Annotated in this window: 16 protein-coding genes; 5 read left to right on the top strand and 11 right to left on the bottom strand. The window is 48.5% G+C overall.

Annotation, left to right across the window (positions count from 1 at the left end):
* Position 1 precedes the first annotated feature (1 nt).
* Positions 2-1,297 (bottom strand): DUF1501 domain-containing protein, encoded by a 1,296-nt coding sequence (locus STSP1_RS11045; protein WP_085756384.1) that lies wholly within the window; start codon positions 1,295-1,297, stop codon positions 2-4.
* A gap of 24 nt (positions 1,298-1,321) precedes the next feature.
* Entirely contained in the window at positions 1,322-2,872 is a 1,551-nt protein-coding gene (locus STSP1_RS11040; RefSeq protein ID WP_085756383.1) for a DUF1553 domain-containing protein, read from the bottom strand.
* A 391-nt stretch (positions 2,873-3,263) separates the two neighbouring features.
* Between STSP1_RS11040 and gpmI the strand changes: the two genes are divergently transcribed.
* Entirely contained in the window at positions 3,264-4,844 is a 1,581-nt protein-coding gene (gene gpmI, locus STSP1_RS11035; RefSeq protein ID WP_226997483.1) for a 2,3-bisphosphoglycerate-independent phosphoglycerate mutase, read from the top strand.
* Positions 4,834-6,792 carry a DNA mismatch repair endonuclease MutL gene (gene mutL / locus STSP1_RS11030; protein WP_085756382.1) on the top strand — a complete coding sequence of 653 codons (1,959 nt, stop codon included), beginning with the start codon at positions 4,834-4,836 and terminating at the stop codon, positions 6,790-6,792. The genes gpmI and mutL overlap by 11 nt, the downstream gene beginning before the upstream one ends.
* Positions 6,793-6,799: 7 nt before the next feature.
* Here mutL and STSP1_RS11025 read toward each other — a convergent pair whose 3' ends face one another.
* The 3 genes from STSP1_RS11025 to rpsT all read right to left on the bottom strand — a co-directional run bounded on the left by STSP1_RS11025 (position 6,800) and on the right by rpsT (position 8,689).
* On the bottom strand, positions 6,800-7,915 hold the full coding sequence (locus STSP1_RS11025) for a phosphotransferase enzyme family protein (RefSeq protein ID WP_161491716.1): 1,116 nt from the start codon (positions 7,913-7,915) through the stop codon (positions 6,800-6,802).
* A 72-nt stretch (positions 7,916-7,987) separates the two neighbouring features.
* Complete coding sequence (gene rpmA, locus STSP1_RS11020; RefSeq protein WP_085756380.1) at positions 7,988-8,233, bottom strand: 50S ribosomal protein L27; 246 nt, start codon at positions 8,231-8,233, stop codon at positions 7,988-7,990.
* Between the two features lie 174 nt (positions 8,234-8,407).
* Complete coding sequence (gene rpsT / locus STSP1_RS11015) at positions 8,408-8,689, bottom strand: 30S ribosomal protein S20 (protein WP_085756379.1); 282 nt, start codon at positions 8,687-8,689, stop codon at positions 8,408-8,410.
* 358 nt (positions 8,690-9,047) lie between these two features.
* Between rpsT and panD the strand changes: the two genes are divergently transcribed.
* The 3 genes from panD to STSP1_RS11000 are packed head-to-tail and all read left to right on the top strand — an operon-like array spanning position 9,048 to position 11,262.
* Complete coding sequence (gene panD / locus STSP1_RS11010) at positions 9,048-9,404, top strand: aspartate 1-decarboxylase (RefSeq protein WP_085756378.1); 357 nt, start codon at positions 9,048-9,050, stop codon at positions 9,402-9,404.
* Positions 9,405-9,416: 12 nt separating this feature from the next.
* Positions 9,417-10,421: a prolipoprotein diacylglyceryl transferase gene (gene lgt, locus STSP1_RS11005; RefSeq protein WP_085756377.1), complete on the top strand. Its 1,005-nt coding sequence runs from the start codon at positions 9,417-9,419 to the stop codon at positions 10,419-10,421.
* Positions 10,405-11,262 (top strand): rhomboid family protein, encoded by an 858-nt coding sequence (locus STSP1_RS11000; protein WP_085756376.1) that lies wholly within the window; start codon positions 10,405-10,407, stop codon positions 11,260-11,262. Before lgt ends, STSP1_RS11000 begins: the two co-directional genes overlap by 17 nt.
* A gap of 46 nt (positions 11,263-11,308) precedes the next feature.
* Here STSP1_RS11000 and STSP1_RS10995 read toward each other — a convergent pair whose 3' ends face one another.
* From STSP1_RS10995 to STSP1_RS10970, 6 genes are all read right to left on the bottom strand, one after another.
* On the bottom strand, positions 11,309-13,042 hold the full coding sequence (locus STSP1_RS10995) for a M3 family oligoendopeptidase (protein WP_123807041.1): 1,734 nt from the start codon (positions 13,040-13,042) through the stop codon (positions 11,309-11,311).
* Positions 13,039-14,016: a 3'-5' exoribonuclease YhaM family protein gene (locus STSP1_RS10990; RefSeq protein WP_085756374.1), complete on the bottom strand. Its 978-nt coding sequence runs from the start codon at positions 14,014-14,016 to the stop codon at positions 13,039-13,041. Before STSP1_RS10990 ends, STSP1_RS10995 begins: the two co-directional genes overlap by 4 nt.
* Positions 14,017-14,020: 4 nt before the next feature.
* Positions 14,021-16,294 (bottom strand): phosphoenolpyruvate--protein phosphotransferase, encoded by a 2,274-nt coding sequence (gene ptsP / locus STSP1_RS10985; RefSeq protein ID WP_085756373.1) that lies wholly within the window; start codon positions 16,292-16,294, stop codon positions 14,021-14,023.
* 164 nt (positions 16,295-16,458) lie between these two features.
* Positions 16,459-16,725, bottom strand: a complete 267-nt coding sequence (locus STSP1_RS10980) for a type II toxin-antitoxin system RelE/ParE family toxin (protein ID WP_085756372.1) — start codon at positions 16,723-16,725, stop codon at positions 16,459-16,461.
* A complete protein-coding gene (locus STSP1_RS10975) occupies positions 16,725-16,985 on the bottom strand; it encodes a type II toxin-antitoxin system RelB/DinJ family antitoxin (RefSeq protein ID WP_085756371.1) in 261 nt (86 codons plus the stop codon). The genes STSP1_RS10980 and STSP1_RS10975 overlap by 1 nt, the downstream gene beginning before the upstream one ends.
* A 60-nt stretch (positions 16,986-17,045) precedes the next feature.
* Complete coding sequence (locus tag STSP1_RS10970) at positions 17,046-20,141, bottom strand: glycoside hydrolase family 2 TIM barrel-domain containing protein (protein ID WP_085756370.1); 3,096 nt, start codon at positions 20,139-20,141, stop codon at positions 17,046-17,048.
* Positions 20,142-20,409: the final 268 nt, after the last annotated feature.

Raw genomic sequence — 20,409 nt, 5'->3', positions numbered from 1 at the left:
CCTACATTATCTCTTTCAGGATGCCCTCGCCTTTTGCAAGAGGCATAACAATTTCATCAAGCCCTCTGTTGTTTGGCATCTTTGCGGATGGATCTATCCCGAGCAGCGTGTACATACTCGCAAGAAGCTGCTGAGGGCGCACGGGATTTTCTTCTACGGCAACGGCCTTTTTATCGGATTTGCCGACAACCTTTCCGCCCTGAAATCCGCCTCCGCCTACTACAACCGAGAAACATTTTCCGTGGTGTGATCTGCCGCCGTTCCATGGAGCCTGCCACTGCACCTTCGGTCCCCTTCCGAATTCCCCGCCCCACCAGACGATTGTCGAATCGAGAAGGCCGCGGTCTGAGAGGTCTGCAAAGAGAGTGGAAAGGCCGGCATCGAGCTCGGGGAGCTTTTGCTTCATCGTTTCAAAATGGCGTTTGTGCGTGTCCCATCCCTTGTAGTTTATCGTGATATACGGAACTCCATATTCAGCGAGCCGCCTTGCCATAAGGCACGACTGCCCGAAGGTGTTCATCCCGTACATCTGGCGGATTTCTCTTTTCTCGGTGGAAAGGTCGAAGATGTTCTTTGTATCCCCGAGAATCATATCGTATGCCTCTTGGCGGGCGTTTTGGGCTAACTTAAAGATATCCAGATTCGAAGCAGCCTTACCGAAGGTATCGAGCCTGCCGAGAAGCTGCCTGCGGGACTGCTGGCGTTTCTCGCTGATGCCTTTGGCGATGATCCCCGAAACCTCGAACGGGTCTTTGGCGGGATCTCCCCCCGTTGCAAAGGGCTTGTAATCGAGCCCGAGAAATCCGCACTCAGAGAACCTGCCCTGAGGCTCGGTGAGCACGATGTATGGCGGGAGCTTTTTCTCATAGCCCTTTCCCCTGCCCTTGAACAGCGATACTACCGCCCCTGCGCACGGATGCACGATCCCGGGCGTAGGCTGACGGCCGGTCTGGACGAGATAGGATGCGGTCTCGTGGGCGTTAGTGCCGTGGGTCATACTGCGGATGATGGAGTATTTGTCTGCCTGCTTGGCGAGCTTGGGAAGAGCTGCATTTATCCTGATTCCGTCAACGTTTGTATCTATCGCCTTGTCCAGAGGCCCGCAGTAGTCCTGGCCTGCTTGAGGCTTTGGGTCGAAGGTGTCTATCTGCGAGGGGCCTCCCCACATCCATATCTGTATCACAGACTTCGCCTTAGGCTTTGAGGCCAAGGCCTGCGAGTTAAGTAGATGCGGAGCGGCTAAACCTGCTGCACCAGCCTTTATCAAATCTCTTCTTGTAAATTCAAATCTGCTCATAATGATAATCTTTCACAATGAAAGTTAATGTTTATAGGAAAATTCCCTGCTGTTCGTGAGAGCCCATGCAATGTCCTGAGAGGCGTTAAGCAAATTAAGCCCGCTGCTGCGATAATAACCCAGAGCCTTCTTTGTCTCGCTTTCGCTCGGGGCTCTGCTGAGGATGGAAAGATAGATACCGGAAAGTATCCTCTTTCTGTTTTTCCTGTTATCTCGAACCAGCTTCTTGAGCTTCCAGCTTCTCGAAATTTTGTTGTTGATATAGTTGGAATTGAGCAAATACCTGCTCTGTGCTGCGGATGGCTCGGAATTCCGCTCAGCAAGGAAGCCTGTATCCCGTGAGGGCTTGCCGAAAAGGGCAAGGAACGGGCTTGTAATGCTGCCGTCCTGTATGGAAACAGCAGTTTTGTAGGCGGGGAAAAAGGTAAAGGGCTCGGGGATTCTGCTTATATAATTCCCGCTGCTGCCTCCGAATGTCTTGTCGAGGATATCAGAGAGCACTTCCGCCTCAACGCGCCTTACTTTGTAGCAGCCGAAATGCTTCAGGGTTTCTGCGGGCTTCTTGTCAGGGATCGAAGACTGCTGGTAGGTCTGCGAGGATGCTATAAACTTAATCAGATGGGCAACATCCCAGCCGGATGAAACGAATTCCTTCTTCAAGCAGCTCATAAGCCTCGGATTTACAGGCGTGCTTTGAGGCCTGCGGTCGTCGAGTTCAGTATAAATCCCGCTTCCCATAAGCCAGTACCACACGCGGTTGATCATATTTTCTGCAAAATAATCATTATCCTCTGAAATGAGCCAACTCACAAAGGGCTTTCTGGGGTCTTCTCCCGCTTCAATGGTTACCTCCCTGCCCCCGAAAGGCAGCGAGGCGGTAAGATTTGTCTCTGCGGCGGGGTCGTTGTATATGATCTGCTCTTTCCATTCCTTCGTGCCCTTATAGCAAAGCCTTGAGAAGAAGGGAGTTATGCACTCAGCGGTTTTTTCCGGCCAGTTTTCCAGCCTTATGCCCATAAATGTAAGCGCTGCTGCTGAGGCTATTGTTTGCGGCTCATTGCCCTGAATCGCCCTGTAGAAATTTACCGGCGGGGATCTGAAGTTGCTCCCGCTGGATAAGAGTATATCCTCTGCGAACTTATCGTACGGTTTGTTGTTCACAACGCTGCTGTGAACCCACTTGTAGTAGGCTTGAACGCCGTTCGGCCATAAATTAACCGGAAATTCAGCTTTAACCCTGAGCGTATCACAGAGCTTCATACTCCAGTAATCTGCATATTCAGGGCTGCCCAGAAGCTTATTGACAAGCTTCCGGCGTTTATCCCCGCTCTTATCGTTCAGGAAATCCCTCGCCTGCCAAAGATGTGGAGTTGTGCCGGTAAGGTCTAAATATATCCGTCTTAAGAATACAGAATCTGAACATTTTTCGGACGGCTTGAGCCCATTTGCCTTGAGCCCGCTTAAAACCGCCCTGTCAATGGGATTATCGGAATCGGATAAACAAGCAGAACCAGATTCATACAAGCCGGCAAAGCTTGATGAGACAAACAAAACAATAAAAACAAAAAGCCTCATTGGCTAACCCTTTCTGTTCCGCCTTGGGCGGGCGCCTTAGAATATTTTTTAATATAGACGTTTTATCTTCTTGGAATATTTCATTTTTCGAAATATTTACGGTCAAAATATTTTTCTGTTTCAAGCCGGCTCTCGCTCTGGTTTGAATAAACTTCTCTTATAAATGTATATGTACTCAAGCCGCCATTTTTTACTCAAAACAAAAGAAAAACTGAATATTTTTCTCAAAGCGGGAATTTTCAGACAAGCAAGCAAACATAACAGACCCGCTTTTAAGCCTGAATTAAACCCTTCACAGCAGCGTGAGTGTTTGACCTTGCCGGCTTTTTACTTAAAATCCAGTTTTCAACAAACCTTGAGAATTTTTAGCTTATTATGAAAGGTTAAATTGATGAGCTCTAAAAGTACGATAAGAAAAAGACCTTGCGTGATGATTATACGCGACGGCTGGGGACACAACCCCAACAGCGAAGATGATAAATTCAACGCTATAAAAATCGCCAACACACCAACAGACGATATGCTTATGAGCGAATATCCAAATACGCTTATGCATACCAGCGGGGAGATGGTAGGACTGCCGGACGGGACGATGGGCAACAGCGAAGTTGGCCATCAGAATATCGGAGCAGGACGAGTGGTTTATCAGGATTCAGTTCGAATCACACTGAAAATCAGGAATGAGTCTTTCTATGAAAATGAAGTTCTGCTTGAGGCGATGAACAGAGTTAAGCGGAATTCAAGCAAACTGCACATAATGGGGCTCTGCAGTGATATCGGCGTTCATTCACTGCTCGGCCATCTCTACGGCGTGCTCGAGATGGCAAAGCGCAGCGGCGTTGAGCAAGTGTATCTGCACGCCCTAACCGACGGACGCGACAGCTCCCCCACCAGCGGGCTTGGCTTTCTGAAGGATATTCAGGCAAAGATGAACGAACTCGGCGTAGGCAAAATTGCCAGCATCAGCGGCAGGTTCTACGCGATGGACAGAGACAACAGGTGGGAGAGGGTCTCCAAGGCCTACAACTGCCTGACCAAGGGCGAAGGCGGAAAGGCCTCATCATTTGAAGAGGCTATGCAGGAATGCTACGCAAGGGAAGAAACAGACGAATTCATCAAGCCCTTAAATATAACAGATGAGAACGGTGAGCCTCTGAGCCTTATAGAAGACGGCGATTCAGTAGTGTTCTTTAATTTCCGCGGCGACAGGCCGAGAGAGATTACAAGGGCATTTGTAGATGATGAGTTCTCAGGTTTTAAGCGGGACAAAAAGCTCGATCTTTACTTTGTCTGTATGACCCAGTACGACAAAACCATAAACGCACCTGTGGCATTCCCAAAACCCCCAAAGATGAAAAACATACTCGGACAGTATTTCAGCGAGCTCGGGCTCAAACAGTTCAGGTGCGCAGAAACGGAGAAATATGCCCATGTAACGTTCTTCTTCAACGACTACCGCGAGGAGCCTTTCGACAAGGAAGACCGGCAGATTATCCCCTCGCCCAAAGTGGAAACCTACGATTTACAGCCGGAAATGAGCGCATATAAGGTGTGCGATGCGGTAATGGAAAGGCTCGAAAAGAATGAGTTTGATGCGATTATCGTAAATTTCGCAAACCCCGATATGGTAGGTCATACCGGCGTTATTGAGGCGGCTGTTAAGGCCTGCCAGACGGTTGACGAGTGCGTTGGCAGAATTCTTACGAAAGTGAAGGATATGGGCGGAGCAGCCATAGTGTTCGCAGACCACGGCAACTCAGAGAAAATGGCTGAGGGAAACGCAGACAATCCGTTTACCTCTCATACCACAGGCGATGTGCCTTTTATAGTGTTCGACGAAGAGCTTAAAAATACCAAACTGGCAAGCGGAGGATGCCTCGCTGACGCAGCACCGACAATGCTCGATCTGATGGGAATAGAAAAGCCGAAAGAAATGACCGGAAGGAGCCTGATCCAGAAAAATGGCGGATAATACCACCAGCCGCCGGATACATATTCTCGATAAGAATATGGTAAATATGATCGCTGCCGGCGAGGTTATCGAAAGGCCGGCGAGCGTGGTAAAGGAGCTTCTTGAAAACAGCATAGATGCCTCGGCAGACAGGGTTCATCTGCACATTGAGGACGGCGGCAAAAAGCTCATCCAGATTACAGATAACGGCACGGGGATATCCGCTGAAGATATCCCCGACGCCTTCGAACCCCACGCAACGAGCAAAATCCGCACTGTGGAAGACCTCACCTCAATCCGCTCGATGGGTTTCAGGGGCGAAGCGCTTGCGAGCATAGGCTCTATTGCGAGCGTTAAGCTGACAAGCAGAACCAAGGATTCGATACAGGCCAACAGCATCAATATAGACTGCGGCGAAAAAGGCGAGGTAGTTCCGGACAGCTCCGATTACGGCACAACCATCGAGGTTCGCAATATCTTCTACAAACTCCCCGCCAGGCGAAAATTCCTCAGGACGGCCAACACAGAGATGGGGCACATTTCCGAACAGTTTACGAGGCTCGCCCTTGCCAACCCTCAGCTCGAAATGAAGCTCTCGCACAATAGAAGGGTTTTGCATAATCTGCCCAAAGGCCAAAGCATAGAACAGCGAATCGGAGAGCTCATCTCAAAGGAGATTAGGGATAATCTTATAAGCATTGAGAATCAGGAAAGAGGGATTATGGTGCGTGCTCAGATCTGCACCCCTTCAATCTCAAGGGGCACGAACAAATTCCAGTACACCTTCCTCAACGGCAGGTATATCAGGGACAAGTTCATCTCGCACGCCATTAAAGAGGCGTATCGGGGGCTTCTGGAGCCGGGCAAACACCCTGTTACTTTTATCTTCCTCGAAATGCCCTATGAGAGCTACGATGTAAACGTACACCCAACCAAAACAGAAATCAGATTCGATAATCCCAATCTTGTTCATTCTCAAGTGCTCGCCTCGCTCAGGGAGAAGCTCCTGAACGTTAAAACGGAAGTTCAGGGCAGCATCAGCTCAGCAGAATTTGACCGCTTCCCTTCGGGCGGAGAAAGCGGAAAATCAAATGCCGGAGCAGCCTTCCAGACAAGCGAGGGACTCGATGAGGCGATGAACAGAAACAGCAGTGAATATGCTGAGCGAATCAGAGAATCCATGCAGAATTTCTTCGAAAACAGCGGCAGCGGGGCAAGGAAAGACCTCCCCGGTTTCTGGAATCAAAGGCCGTCCGGCGGAGCAGGAATCCAATCCCCGAGAAGGCCTTTCGCCCCAGACGAGCCTTCAGGAAGGCGATTTGAGCGTGCAGCAGAGGATTTCAGCCTTCCGCCCATCGAAAATCGCCCCGAAACAGAGCTTCCGCTAAAGAAATGGCTCCAAGTTCACAACAGCTACATACTCAACGAAACAGAGGACGGTTTTGAGATAATAGACCAGCATGCACTCCACGAGAGAATCATCTATGAAAAGATGTATGCAAGGATCAAAGACCAGAGCACTGGGGCACTTGAATCCCAGAAGCTTCTGATCCCCGAAACATTTGAGGTTAGAGAGAAGGACAGGGAGATTCTGGAATCCAGTATTGAGCTGCTGGAAAAGCTCGGGATACACATCGAGCCATTCGGACCGGAAACTTGGGCAGTGCAGTCTTTCCCTACTCTCCTGCGAAAGGCCTCGCCCTCGGAGTTTATGTCTGATTTCGTTGAAAGGCTCTCAGACACCCAGATTCAGCCCGGCAGGGAGGAGCTTGTGCACTGCGTATTGGACACCGCCTCGTGCAAGGCGGCGATAAAGGCCGGACAGAAGCTCGGTGATGAGGAAATTCAGCACCTCTTGGAAGAGGCCGAACAAACAGAAAGAAGCTCAAGATGCCCGCACGGAAGGCCTTCTCGAATCCGCTTTTCGATAAAAGACCTTGAAAAGCAGTTCAAGAGAACTGGATTTTAGCCTGTATTCAAGCTAAACGGCAGGCAGGAGCGTATTTTCTAATCAGCTTATCTATCTGATCGCTCTGATTCTTTATAGACTTGTAAAGATGGAGATTATTGAGGGCTCTTGTGAGGTTGTGGTCTTCCCAGCGGATCTTGAAATAGACATCACCGTTGAGGTAGTCTGTGAGAAAACGCGTGCCTATCATAAGAGACAGAAGGCGAGTGGCCTGATTTATATGCTCTATCTCCGAGCTTACAAGAACATCCGAACCTGCCTGCATAAAACCTTCAAGCAGAGACTCGAATCTCTTGATATCCAGCGAAGCCGAACAGCTCAGTTCAGGGCTCTCCTCAGATACAGTATTCGCCGCTGAGCGTATCATATCCCCGAAATCAAACAGAACCGAACCCTTCATCACGGTATCAAGATCAATCACGCAAAGCGGCCTCCCCGTATCCCTGTCGAGAATAACATTATTAATTTTTGCATCGTTATGTGTGATTCGAATGGGGATAATACCTGAATCGATTTTCTCCTGCAGAGAAATCAAATCAGAGCTGTTTTCGAATATAAAATCAACCCAGTCCTGCACAGAAGCCAGCCTGTCTGCCCTGTCTTCTCTGCTCGCCTGCTCAAGCTGCCTGAGACGCCATCTTCCGTCGTGGAAATTCGGGATGGTTTCGTGCAGATCTTCCTCGAAATCTTCCATATGGGAGATGAAGCTGCCGTATGCATAGGCAACGTTGAAAAGTTTCTCAGGGTCATCAAGGCTTTCGTGAGTTTTTCCATCTATAAATAGATGACACCTCCAGCAGTTCCCGCTGCTGTCTGTATAGAAATAATCTCCCCTGCGGGTAGTGAAAACCGTGAGCACGCGCTTATGCAGATCTTCCACCCCGCACTTGGCCAACGCTCCGCGGTGGTGGTTTACAACACGCACCAGATTGTGCATAAGCTTATCCGGCTCAGTGAAAACTGAGGTGTTTATCCGCTGAAATATATAATTGTGTAAAACGCCTTCTTCCCGTGCAGTGATGTGATAGGTATTGTTTATATTACCATTCCCGCACCTTTTCGCACAGTCAAACTCACCCCTTATATCAAAAGCTTCGAAGGCCTCTTTAATTGTCTTCTGCACTTTTCCTCCGAAAACCAAAAGAGACGGCTCTGTTGAAGCCGCCTCTTGTTATTTGTTATTATGAACAGCCTTTCAGGCTTCAGGGCAGTCTATATGAACTCTCTTGCCCTGAAATCTCACCTTACCCTCTTTCAAGGCGAAAAGTGTATAGTCTTTTCCGAGACCTACATTAAATCCAGGGTGAAATTTCGTGCCGCACTGGCGAACAAGTATAGACCCTGCTTTTGCCTGCTGGCCTCCGTAGAGCTTAATCCCGCGATACTGGGGATTGCTGTCTCTGCCGTTTCTCGATGAGCCCTGACCTTTCTTATGTGCCATTGATAAATCCTCTTACCAAAAAAATTAGCAAATTATTTAGTTTATTTTCGTCTCAGCGAAAAGTGAATTTTATTACAATAATTGTAAATGTCCAGCATATTCTGCCGTAAAAAGAAGAAAACCTGCAATTTCAGAAGAGAAATGCAGGTTCACAGCTCGAAATTTTAAGAAACCTCAGCCGGCCTGCTCCTTCACCCGAAGGTCCTGAAGCTTTTTAGCCATACGAGCCTTGGTTCTGGAGGCAGTATTCTTGTGCATAGTTCCTTTAGCTGCCACCTTGTCAAGGCGTTTCTGCACTGAAAGGAAATACTGCTCTGCTTCTTGAACTTCGTGATTTCTCACAGCAAGCTCGAATTTCTTGATTGCAGTACGAACCATGCTCTTGCGGGCGCGGTTGAGCTGCCTGCGTTTGGCATTCTGCCGAACTCTTTTTTTGGCCGATAAAGAATGTGCCACTTATAAATCTCCCTGATATTCTATTTCTCAAAATCTTTCGACTGAGAGGTTATTCAATCTGTAATCTTTGAAACGTGGAATTATATGAGCTGCGGGGCTGATATCAAGAGAAAAACAAAAAAATTTTCAGGTTTCACAATAGCCGGAAATCAGCCTGATGATTCTGGTTCAGCCGATTCGGGCAGCAGAGCGGTGAAGACCCGGCCTCCCGGCAAGGCCGGATTCGGAGAATGAACATATTATGATATTTTTCGAAATAAAGATTGCTGGATTTTTTGTTTCGATTTTTTAAAATATACTCCTGAGTGTATAATCAGTTGAATAAAATGAAGCCGCAAAGCTTCTCAGGACAGATAAAATGTTTGTAAAAGCCTTAAAAGCAAAAATTCACAGAGCAAAAATTACCGATTCGCAGCTCACATACCCGGGGAGCATCGGAATAGACTCCGATCTGCTTGAAGCCTCCGGCATAGCGGCGAACGAGGCCGTTCTCGTGGCTAACGTAAATAACGGCGAGAGGATAGAGACCTACGTAGTTCCCGAGCCCGCAGGCAGCGGGAAGATTACAATCCTCGGCGCTGCTGCAAGGAAATTTGAACCTGAAGACGTAGTAATAATAATAAGCTTCGGGTTCTACAGCCCGGAAGAAATGAGAACCCATAACCCCAGAGTTGTCTTGGCAGACCAGAACAACGGCATCAAAGAAACTCGATAACTCAAGGAAATTATGTTCCCGGAACTGTTTAGAATACCTTTCACCGATCTGACGGTAAAAAGCTACGGAACTATGCTGGTTCTGGGTCTTTTCGCCGGCTTCTGGCTGATCAGGAAGATGTGTGCCAAGACGGGCAGAGGGGCGAATGCGGAAACGCTCATAAATGCAGGAATGTACTCGCTGATAGCTGGGATTATCGGTGCAAGGGCAATGTATGTCTTGCACTACAGGGTGTATGAAGAAGGGTTTATGGAGATATTCGCAGTATGGAACGGCGGGCTCGAACTGCTCGGCGGAGTAATACTGGCGATTGCATTTATTCTGTACTACCTCTGGAAGAAAAAATGCGATATGCTCACAAGCCTTGATATACTGTCCGTGGCTCTGCTTATAGGGATAGCGATCGGCCGGATAGGCTGCTTCCTGAACGGCTGCTGCTACGGGCAGGTTACAGAGCTGCCTGTGGGTGTGGTTTTCCCGTATGGGTCTATAGTTTACAACGCTCAGGCCCATCCAGACCCTCTTAGAGAAAGAGAAGAACCGTATATTGATCTGCCGGCCAACTTTTACGGGCTTAACACGCAGAAGGGATGGGTGCCGGCAGGCGAGGAAAACAAAGAAAAATACCCTCTAAAGCCAAAAGATATGCTTACTGAGGCAGAGAGAAAGCTGGTCAGCAGAGGCGGGCCTTATCAGGCAAAGCCCGTACACCCTACCCAGCTTTATTCAAGCGCTGCAAATGCTGTTAACTGCCTGCTGGCCTTTATCTTCTGGCGACGATACGGCTCAGGCAGAGAAAATAATGATAAAATGAGATGCAAAGGCTGCACGTTCAGCCTTGTTTTTATACTGTATTCAATATCCCGCTTTCTGGTGGAGTCTCTCAGAGACGACAACCCATACGAAGTTGGTATGCTGACGATCTCACAGCTTATCAGCATCGGGCTGTTCGCCGCCGGGGTTGCGGGACTGATCTACTACACGAAAAGGAATAAAGCTAATGGGCTTATACGATAGAGATTACGTGCAATACAATTACCGGCCGAGGCATTCAAGCCCGACAGGCTTTCCCTCGATTACGCCGATAGTGAAGATACTGCTGATTGCAAACATTGCGGCTTTCGCAGCAGACCAGCTAATGGGCGGGCAGATCAGTATGCTCTGCGCGCTGATAAACGAGCCGCTCACCAGATCGCTTGAGCTCTGGCGGTTTGCAACGTTTCAGTTTATGCACGCAAGCGTCGGCCATATACTGATGAATATGATCGGTCTTTATTTCCTCGGCACGCATTTCGAGAGCAAATGGGGCTCCCAGCGGTTTCTCGCCTTTTATCTCACCTGCGGAGTCGTGGGAGGGATATTTTTCTTCCTGTTTAAGATGGCAGGGATTATCGGCCCTGGCGTCCTTGTGGGCGCATCCGGAGGCGTGCTGGGCCTGCTTGCTGCTGCTGCAATACTATCCCCGCAGTTTGTTGTGTTTATATTCGTTTTCCCCGTACCGATAAGGATGGCGGCTATAGTAATTACGATAATGTATGGTCTGAACGTTTTATCAGGCGGACAGAACGCAGGCGGAGATGCAGCTCACCTTGGCGGTATGCTCGCTGGCGCACTTTACTGCTGGTGGCCGAAGATAAGGCGAACCAGATTCGGGCAGTTTGTAAGATCGAGCACGAAGGAATTTTCCTCGCATAAGCCCTTCCACTCGCACCCGGAACACCCAAATACGGTTACTCAGGCCGAGATTGACAGGATCCTCAAGAAGATACACGAGGAAGGGATTCATAAGCTGTCTCAGAGGGAGCGGAATATCCTCAAAAACGCCACAAAAAAAGAGCGTGAAAAAAACAGACATTAGTAAGCCCGGCCTCTCGGCAGGCCTTAAAAACAGAAAACGGAAGCGGTTAGCTCTTCCATAGCTCTTTTCGCACTGTCTCCACCAGCGGAGCTATATGATCTCTGGACATATCAAACCTCACCCCTGCTGTTTCAAAGAGCTCGGGCAAAGGCCTGGATCCGCCAAGGCTGAGGGCATTCCAGTAGTGTGAGAGGGCTTTTTCGGTGTCCTGAAAGCTGTTTTGCCATATTCCAAGAGCTCCGAGCTGGGCGATCCCGTATTCGATATAATACAGCGGCACCTTGAAGAAGTGCAGAATCCTCTGCCACTGCCTCGCAACAAGCTGCTCACAGCAGGAAATATCCAGCGGAGCTGGACGGAATCTTTTGTTCAAATCGAGCCAAATCTCAGCAAGCTCCTCGGGATCGGTGATTCGCTGTTCGTAAATTTTGTGCTGGAAGGCATCCACCATCGCAACGCTTGCAAGGATCTGGAGGGTTTTCTCGAGCTGAACCCGCTCTGCCCTGCTTCGCTCCTGCGGGTTTTCGTAAATCAATGAAAGATGCGGCATTACCAGCAGCTCCATACTCATCGAAGCAACCTCGCAGAATTCCATCGGCGCGTGGCGGTATTCGAAGATCTGCTCGTCTCGGCAGGCGAATGTATGAAATGCATGTCCGCTTTCGTGGAAGATTATCCGCAGATCATCATTCACGCCCACAAGATTGGCAAATATAAACGGTACTCCCGAATCGAACAGAGTTGACTGATACCCTCCCGGGGCCTTGTTCTTTCTGCTTTCAAGGTCGAACAGGTTTTCCATTCGCATCATATCAAATATCCCTGCGAGCCTGCCGTCAAGCTGATGGAACACGCTGGAAACCTTCGAGAGAAGCTCTTCTGTGTTCTCGAAAGGCCTCAGGGGCGGATTGCCCTCCGGATCTGCTGCAAGATCCCACGGGCGGAGATTATCCACTCCGAGCCGAAGCTTTCTGTCCTCATAAATCTCCGAAAGAGCCGGAACCACCACCTCTTCAACTGCCTCGTGGAATTCTTTGCAGTTTTCGGGGGTGTAATCAAAGCGGTGCTTCTGCTGAAACACGTATTCAAGATAATTTGAAAAGCCGGCGTTTTCTGCAATTTTCGAGCGAAGTTCAACCATCTCCGCAAAGAGCGATTCGAAGCTTTGCCTGTCTGTAAATCTCTTGCCCGCGCAGGCCCTCCAAGCAGACTCCCGAATATTCCTCTCAGGCCTGAGCTGATATTTAGCCATCTGCTGGAAGGTTTGCTGCTTTCCTCCAAACTCCACAAGCTGCGAGCCTGCGAGCTTTTCGTACTTCTGCACAAGAAGAGACTCCTCTGTAAAAAGAGGAACATTCTTCTCGGTGTATATCTGCAAATCTGTTTCCAAAGCCCTGCTGAGAACTTCAGATGCGCGTTTATCAAGCGGGTACTGTTTCAGCAGTCTGCTCGTTTTTTTGTCTATCTCATTGCTGAAGGCTATCACGAGCGGGCGGATTGCAGTTGTGAAATGCCTGTAAAGCTTTTCCACTTCCTTATCGCTTGTATCGCAGGTGAGCTTGATATGCAGCTTTGAGCCGTATTGATCCAAAGCGCTGAACAGCTCTGCCTTAAACCGCAGAAACCCCCAAACATCCTCCCCGCTTTCGGCGGGATAGTCAAGGAGCTTTTTGAATAGATTTTCAGTTTCTTCTTTGCTTGAAAAATCAGGGCTGTTTGGTATAAATTCCCTTTTTCGATACAAACCGAGTTTGCTGAAATCAGGCATTCTTCTGCTCACTTTCCAATGGCCTTTTTCTTGTAGAATTTAGTACCCGCAGACATATTGAATGATTTCCATGTGGTCCAGTCGTCCGGGGTTTGTTCGTTTTGGATAGCATCGTTGGCAAAGTTCAGCTTGGCGTCTAAATCGTCCAGATAGCTCACCATAAGCGCTTCAAGAGTTGAGGGCAGCTTAGGCGATCCGAATTCGTATTTTCCGTGATGCGATAAAAGGATGTGCATCAGGCTGTCAACAATTTCCTTATCCGGCTCAACGCCCTTCTCGAGCAGCACGTCTGCTTTCTGATCGAGCCATATAGCAGACTGCACAATATGCCCGACAAGCTGTCCGGTATTTGTATAGCCGAATCCGAGGGCGTACCTGAGCTCCTCTGTTTTGGCTAAGTCGTGCAGGAATATCCCCGCCACTACCAGCTCGCCCTGCACCTGCGGATAATAGGGAAGAATCCCTACAGCAGATTTGAGCATATTATTTGTATGCTCCAGCAGTCCGCCGAGATAGGCGTGGTGCATCTTCACAGCCGCAGGGGCCTTGCGGAAATTGTCCATAAGCTGCTCATCTGCGAGATACTCATCCATCAAAGCCTTCAAATAAGGCTCTTTAATCCTCGAGATAATCTCGCATACCTCATTAAACATTTTATCGATATCTTTCTCCGTGGCAGGGAGAAAATCTGCAACGTTCACCTCAGAGGCATCGATCACCTCCACCCTGTTAACAACTATCTGCAGGGCATCCTTGTAGAGCTCTGTTTTACCGTTAACTCGGATAAAACCCTCTTTAGGCAGGGAGTTGTAAGTTTCCTCAGATGCGTTCCACATCCTGCAGTTTACCTTTCCGGTTTTATCGGAGAGAAACATCGCTATGTATAAATCGCCTCTCGATGTATTTCGAAGCACAGGCTGGGTAACCATGAAGATGTCGTTCAGGGTTCGGCCTGGTTTCAGTTCTTTTATAAACTCGTGGGGCATTAAATCATATTCCTTTCTCAAGCATTTTGTCTATTTCGCTTGCCCTTGATTTGCTCAGAATTTCTTCTGCAAATTTTCTGCACTTTTCGCTGTCGAGCTGGGCTATCCTGCGTTTGAGCGGCGGGAGGGAAGCCGGCGTTACGCTCATATCAGTAAGACCTATGCCCACCAGAAACGCCGTCAGGGTTGGTTCTGCGGCCATCATCCCGCAAATGCTCACAGGCTTATCCGCCCTGCGGCAGGCATCGATAATCCTCTTCAATGCCCTGAGAACAGATGGGTGATGCGGGATGTAGAAATTTTCCACCATCTCATTTGTCCTGTCAACTCCGAGCATAAACTGCACGAAATCATTAGTTCCGATGGAGAAGAAGTCTGCCTCTTGGGCAAATTCATCAATCTGCTCAACAACACTTGGAAGCTCAACCATTATCCCAACCTTCGGGTTTGGATTATGCTCCAGCCCCTCAGCCTCCAGCTTTTCCCTGCATTCATTCACAATACTGCGGGACATATCAAACTCATCCAGCGAACTTATCATCGGAAACATAATCCCGACATCAGCTCTCGCCCCTGCGCGGAGGATAGCCCTGATCTGCTGAATAAATATATCCTTCTCTCTGAGAGAAAAGCGAATGCTTCTAAGCCCGATTGCAGGATTTTTCTCCGCTGCATCGTGGTAGTAGGAAAGCATCTTATCGCCCCCAACATCAAGCGTTCTGAATGTTACCTGCCTTCCCTTCATCTGGTCAACGAGCTTTTTGTAAACCACGAACTGCTCCTGCTCTGTGGGGAAGCTGCTGCGGACGATGAACGGGAATTCAGTTCTGTACAGACCTACCCCCGCACAGTTCATCTTTGCTGCAAGCTTAACATCGCTGAGCAGGTTTATGTTTGCGTAGAGGTTGATCCTCTTGCCGTCGAGGGTTTCAGCCCCGCGTCCGAGGTCTATCCTGCCCTCTTCTACAGCCTTTCTCGCAGAGATGCTCTTATTAAACTCCTCCAGCACTTCCTTATCAGGGTTTACGTAGAGATTCCCCGCATCAGCATCAAGGAGGATGTCGGTTCCGTCGGGAAGTTCGGTAAGTTCTGAGCGATTTGCGATAACCACCGGCATACCAAGCGAATTGGCGAGGATCGAAAGATGGCTTGTAACCCCCCCGCTCACCAGCACCACGCCGGCAGCATTCTCGCCGCTGAGACGAAGAAGATCGGAGGGGAAAAGATCCCTCGCTATAACGATACGACCGCTCAGATTGCTCTCATACTCCGAATCACTGAGCATATTGTCTATAATGCGAAGAGCTATATCCTCCACATCATTTGCCTTCTCGCGAATGAAGATGTTCTCTGAGCCGGAGAATATTTCGATATAGCTTTTTGATACCTCGACAACCGCTTCCGGAGCGTTTTGGCCGTCCTCGCTTATCAGCCTTTCAACCTTGCTTATAAAAGACTTGTCTTTCAGGATTAAAAGATGCGAGGAGAAAATCAGAGAGGCCGCATCATCGAGCCTGTCTTCAACCTTTTTCTGAAGCGTTTCAAGCTGCTGACTTGTGGCCTGAATGGCCTGACGAAAATCATCAACGGTAAAATTCTTAGCATAGTCTTTGGTTTTGAGGCTCTTAAAGCTTCTTTTCTTGTCAATAAGCTTAGACTTAGACCTGGCAAGCCCCTTGGATGCAGATTTTCCCTTTATGAAATGCTGTTTGCCGGAATCTTCAAGCCTCGGGGCGGCCTCCACAGAATTCAGGCTGCTGTCTGCTCCGCTGTCCATTGCCATAAGGAAGCGGGCATTTTCAATCATATTTCCAATCTGTGATGCAACAGCTGTGCAGGCGATCTGGTCTGCCTCGTCGAATATGCAGTCGGGCTTTCTCTGCAGGGTTAAAACACCGATCCGCTCTATGCCCCTGAGCACTGGAACTGCGAGAAAGCAGTCGAAGAACTCTTCGTTTATCCCCTCAAATGAACGAAAATCAGGGTGCTCTGAGGCCTTTGATACGTTTATAAGCTCCTTTTGCTCCAGGGCCTTGCCGGCAATCCCCTCGCCCAGAGAGAGCTTAACGGAGTTTATAGAGCTTTCCTTGAGCCCCACAGTAGCTTTGAGGGTGAGCACCTTCTCTGCATCATCATACAAATAGATGGAGCATACGTCGGTTTGGAGGTGCTTCTGCACAAGACTTACTATCTTCTGAAGGAAATTCTGCACACTCACGCTGTCCCTGAACAGGTGGTTCAATTCGCCTATGTCGCACAGAAGCTTTTTGTGATGCATTGATATACCCTGCCTTATGCAGCTATTGCTGCCAAGAAAAATAATACATAATATTCATAAGAAAAGCCCCGAGATTATACTCCCAGAGGCCTTTTTGTGCAATAGTATTCCTGTTTGCGATGCTATTGAATAGCTATGGAAAATCCTATAGACTCAAGCAAAGTTTATTCGAACAGATCGCTATGTGAACCGGTTCTTACTAAAAACAAAGTGTCTTTAGTCTTCTTGTATATTAGCAGCCAGTCGGGCTGTATATGTAATTCTCGGAATTCACCCCAGCTGCCTTTTAAACTGTGGTCTTTGTAATTATCAGGCAAAACGGCTTCACTGCAAATTAACTCAATTACATTCTCAAGCTTTCGAGGATCTTTACCATGCTTTGAAACTTTTCTAAAATCATTTTTAAACTGATTATGAAATGAAATTTTCATTAATCATTGATATCTTTCATAAGCCCTGAAACAGAATCTGAAGCAGTAAGCCCTTTGCCGGAATTAACTTCGTTCATAGCGTCTATTGTAGTCTGATTAGGTATCCTAACTTCAAAAGGCATACCCTTATGAAGCGTAACCTGCTTTAGAAAGAGGCCGACAGCCTCCGAAATAGACATATTCAGCTCTCCCAGCACCTCTCTGGCATCCTGCTTGATTTGCGAATCTATTCTGACTTGTATTGTTGAATTTTTGCTCATAATGCACCCTTTCAATGTAATTACATTGTAATGCACATTTTGTTCGCCTGCAAGCCGAAATTATTCGCAGGGCTGGATAACGAAGCCGTAATCTACACTCTGCGGCTTGAGGCGGTATTTCTCCAGAGGGAGCACATTCCCGCAGCTCTGATTGCCCACTGGAGCGTTTGCATAATCAACATTCACAAAGCATCTGTCCTGCTTCTCAAGCTCGTAAAGATGGCTTGCGGAGGTTAGATCCTCATCTGAGAAATGCGAAACGGTAACATTAAGTGCCTGCCTGCCCGCAACTTTGAAGCCTTGGCCTGCATCGTTTTTGAGCGTAAACCACCTCACAAGAGACTTATTCCCGAATTCCTGCGGTCGGGGATACGGGACAAACTGCTCCGAAACACTGCCTGAATATATCCCGAGCTTCTGACCTTCCTTTCTGTCCGGATAGCTGTGCATGGGGCCTTTGCCGTACCACTGGAAATTATCAAATCCCTTCGGGGCAATCATCAGACTGCCTAAACGGGGCAGGTTTTCGGGCATTTTGCCAAACGGCCTCATCTGCATATCCACCTGAATGCTTCCGCAGGGGTAAACGGTGTATTGCTCTTGGGTTTCCCAGCCAATTGGCTCTTTAATCTGAAGGTCTTCGCTGTACATAGCCTTCACAGTAACCACGGCCATCTTATCCGAAGGCACATAATCCACATCCAGCACTGTTCTCCTGAGCTTGTCGAGCCCTGCCTCTCGCCACTGCTTCTTGAACCCCTTATTATCATTATCTGTGGGCGCCCGCCAGAAATGGCCTTTCGGGCCTGTCTGAATCACCTCAGCGCCCTCGTAGCTCAGACTGCTCAAAATGCCCTCTGCTATATCAAAGCTCGCAGTGAAGCCCTCGCCTGACACATCAAACTCCTTGTCCAGAGCGCTGCATTCAAGCTCGCCCTGTTTTCCCAATCTGGGCTTAAAATCAGACCGCTGAACAACAAACTGCCCGAATGCGATCTCAAAGCCCTTATCCGCCCAGTTCATATCCTTCGCAGTGCGGGCTGAGAGCTCTAAAACATACTCACTGCCCTGCTTGAAGCCGGATGAATCAAAGCCCACCTTCAAAGGGCTTGTCTTTGTGTTCGGCTCTGCCTCAACGCCTTCAAGGATGCCGGCCTGAATCTGCCTGCCGTCTTCAAGGATGCGCCACCAGAAATCAAGCTCGCTTAAGTTTGTAAAGTCGTATCTGTTTTCGATCCTTATGAGCTTATCGCCAAGGTTCACTCCTTCAAAGATAATCGGCTGGAAGGCCTTCTTCACCTCCATCAGTTTGCCCGTTACGGAAAGGTCGGGCAGGATAACGCCGTTGATGCAGAAATTGCCTGAATTCGGCTTATCGCCGAAATCGCCTCCGTATGCCCAGTATTCCCGGCCGTTCTTCTCACGTGCTATGCCCTGATCTATCCAATCCCAGATGCAGCCGCCGATGAGGCGTTTGTGCTTTTCGAACATCTCGGTGTATTCTGTGAGACTGCCCATTGCATTGCCCATGGCGTGGGCGAATTCGTTGAGCAGGAACGGGCGTGAATCGCCGTTGAGGGCGATTTTCTTGAGCTCCTCGAGGGAGCGGTATCTCGGGCCTCCCAGCGTATCAAATACCTTCTGCTTGGCCTCAATATGGTAATGGGTAGGTCTTGAAGGATCGAGCCTGCGGGCGAGCTTGTCCATCTCGATGAGATTTCTGTTTGTACCCGCTTCGTTCCCGTGAGACCAGAATATAACGCTGGGATGATTTCTGTCTCGGTAGATAAGGCTTCGGATCCTGTCTAAATGTGCTTCTTCCCAGCTTGGATCAAGGGCGAGCTTGTTGTTGTGGAAGCCGTATTCATGGCTCTCAAGATTCGCCTCATCCACTACGTAAATCCCGTATTCATCGCAAAGCTCGCAGAGCTCTTCATTTGCAGGATAATGGGCGGTTCGAACAACGTTGATGTTATTGCGCTTCATAAGGAGGATTTCCTTTTTGAGCTGCTCATAAGAAACTTTCTTACCGCCTGTCTCGCTGTGCTCAACCCTGTTGACACCCTTAAATATCACAGGCTCGCCGTTAACGAAAACCTGCTGGTCTTTGATTTCAATCTCCCTGAAACCAATCTTAAGCCCAGCAAACTCCTTATCCTGCTGGGAGTTCAAAGAAGCAGTGAAGCTGTAGAGATTTGGCGTTTCGGCGGTCCATTTCTTCGGAGCCTCAACGCGGATGTATGTTTTTACCTCGCCTCTCTCTCCGGGCTTTATTGCAGGAACTGCAACCTTCGCCTCTGCGGCGGCCTCACCTTTTTCCCCGGTGATTTGAGCTTTTATCTCAGCGGGGCTGGAAGCCTTCTCGCCTGCGTTGAGTACTGTAAAAGACGCCTTTACCACTGCATCTTTGTAGAGCTTGTCCAGATCGGTTACAATGTTCATATCGGTTATGCTGAGCCTGTTCTGGGCGATAAGATATACCTTGCGGAAAATCCCGCTCATCCGCCAGCCGTCCTGATCTTCAAGGTATGAACCATCTGACCAGCGGAAAACCTTCGCTGATATTGTATTCCCGCCGGCTTGGACATAATCGGTGATATCGAATTCAGCGGGCGTCCAGCTGCCCTGACTGTAGCCAACCTTTTCGCCGTTTACCCAGAGGTAAAACGCTGAGTTTACACCGCCGAAATGCACAACAATCCTCTTGCCGGTCCAGCTTTCCGGCAGAGTGAATTCCCTGCGGTATGAGCCTACGGTGTTAGTATTATCGTATCTCGGTTCAATAAACGGGGGCTTCTTTTCGAATGGATAGCGGACGTTCGTGTATATAGGCTTGCCGAAACCCTGCATCTGCCAGCAAGAGGGAACTTCTATCTCATCCCAGCCTCCAACATCAAACTCGGGCTTAAAGAAATCCTTCGGGCTCGATTCGAAGGTTTCTGAAAGCTTAAACTTCCAGACCCCGTTGAGCGAGAGATACCTTTCGGACTTTTCCTCCTCAAGCTCTTGTGCATCCTGCAAGCTTGTGAACGGCACAATACCCGCCCTAGGGGCAAGCTTGTTAATTGAAATTACATTCTGGTTTTCCCAGTCGTTCTGAGCAAGACAAAGAAATGATACAAAAAGAACGGTGATTAAAGAAATCTTAAAACGCATAATTACCTCTAATTTTTTCTATAATTTAAATTTCCGCTTCGTAAGGTAATGTCGCATGAGGGATTATTTTGACATAAAAAATGTTTTTAGAAAGCATTTCGCTTTATGAAATTATATTGCCGGTTTCTTTAGTTTTTCCAAATTCAATTTGGGATTCAGTTGTTTTGAAAAAATCACGGCGACCATTTAACGGTTACAGGTCGTAATCAGATTTTAACGAAACTGCGGCTTATATAGTTTGACATATCCCTGCGGCGGGATAGAATTA

The sequence above is a fragment of the Sedimentisphaera salicampi genome (assembly GCF_002117005.1).
GTDB lineage: Bacteria > Planctomycetota > Phycisphaerae > Sedimentisphaerales > Sedimentisphaeraceae > Sedimentisphaera > Sedimentisphaera salicampi.
The sequence above is the reverse complement of the archived record's forward strand: the minus strand, read 5'-3'. Positions and strand labels throughout refer to the sequence as shown.

What these genes read in the sequence shown, in the direction of transcription:
- STSP1_RS11040 (WP_085756383.1), bottom strand. Translation starts at nt 2,872, where the DNA reads ATGAGGCTTTTTGTTTTTATTGTTTTGTTTGTCTCATCAAGCTTTGCC.
- STSP1_RS10975 (WP_085756371.1), bottom strand. Translation starts at nt 16,985, where the DNA reads ATGAGCAAAAATTCAACAATACAAGTCAGAATAGATTCGCAAATCAAG.
- gpmI (WP_226997483.1), top strand. Translation starts at nt 3,264, where the DNA reads ATGAGCTCTAAAAGTACGATAAGAAAAAGACCTTGCGTGATGATTATA.
- STSP1_RS11000 (WP_085756376.1), top strand. Translation starts at nt 10,405, where the DNA reads ATGGGCTTATACGATAGAGATTACGTGCAATACAATTACCGGCCGAGG.
- STSP1_RS10990 (WP_085756374.1), bottom strand. Translation starts at nt 14,016, where the DNA reads ATGCCCCACGAGTTTATAAAAGAACTGAAACCAGGCCGAACCCTGAAC.
- panD (WP_085756378.1), top strand. Translation starts at nt 9,048, where the DNA reads ATGTTTGTAAAAGCCTTAAAAGCAAAAATTCACAGAGCAAAAATTACC.
- STSP1_RS10980 (WP_085756372.1), bottom strand. Translation starts at nt 16,725, where the DNA reads ATGAAAATTTCATTTCATAATCAGTTTAAAAATGATTTTAGAAAAGTT.
- mutL (WP_085756382.1), top strand. Translation starts at nt 4,834, where the DNA reads ATGGCGGATAATACCACCAGCCGCCGGATACATATTCTCGATAAGAAT.
- rpmA (WP_085756380.1), bottom strand. Translation starts at nt 8,233, where the DNA reads ATGGCACATAAGAAAGGTCAGGGCTCATCGAGAAACGGCAGAGACAGC.
- STSP1_RS10970 (WP_085756370.1), bottom strand. Translation starts at nt 20,141, where the DNA reads ATGCGTTTTAAGATTTCTTTAATCACCGTTCTTTTTGTATCATTTCTT.
- ptsP (WP_085756373.1), bottom strand. Translation starts at nt 16,294, where the DNA reads ATGCATCACAAAAAGCTTCTGTGCGACATAGGCGAATTGAACCACCTG.
- lgt (WP_085756377.1), top strand. Translation starts at nt 9,417, where the DNA reads ATGTTCCCGGAACTGTTTAGAATACCTTTCACCGATCTGACGGTAAAA.
- STSP1_RS11045 (WP_085756384.1), bottom strand. Translation starts at nt 1,297, where the DNA reads ATGAGCAGATTTGAATTTACAAGAAGAGATTTGATAAAGGCTGGTGCA.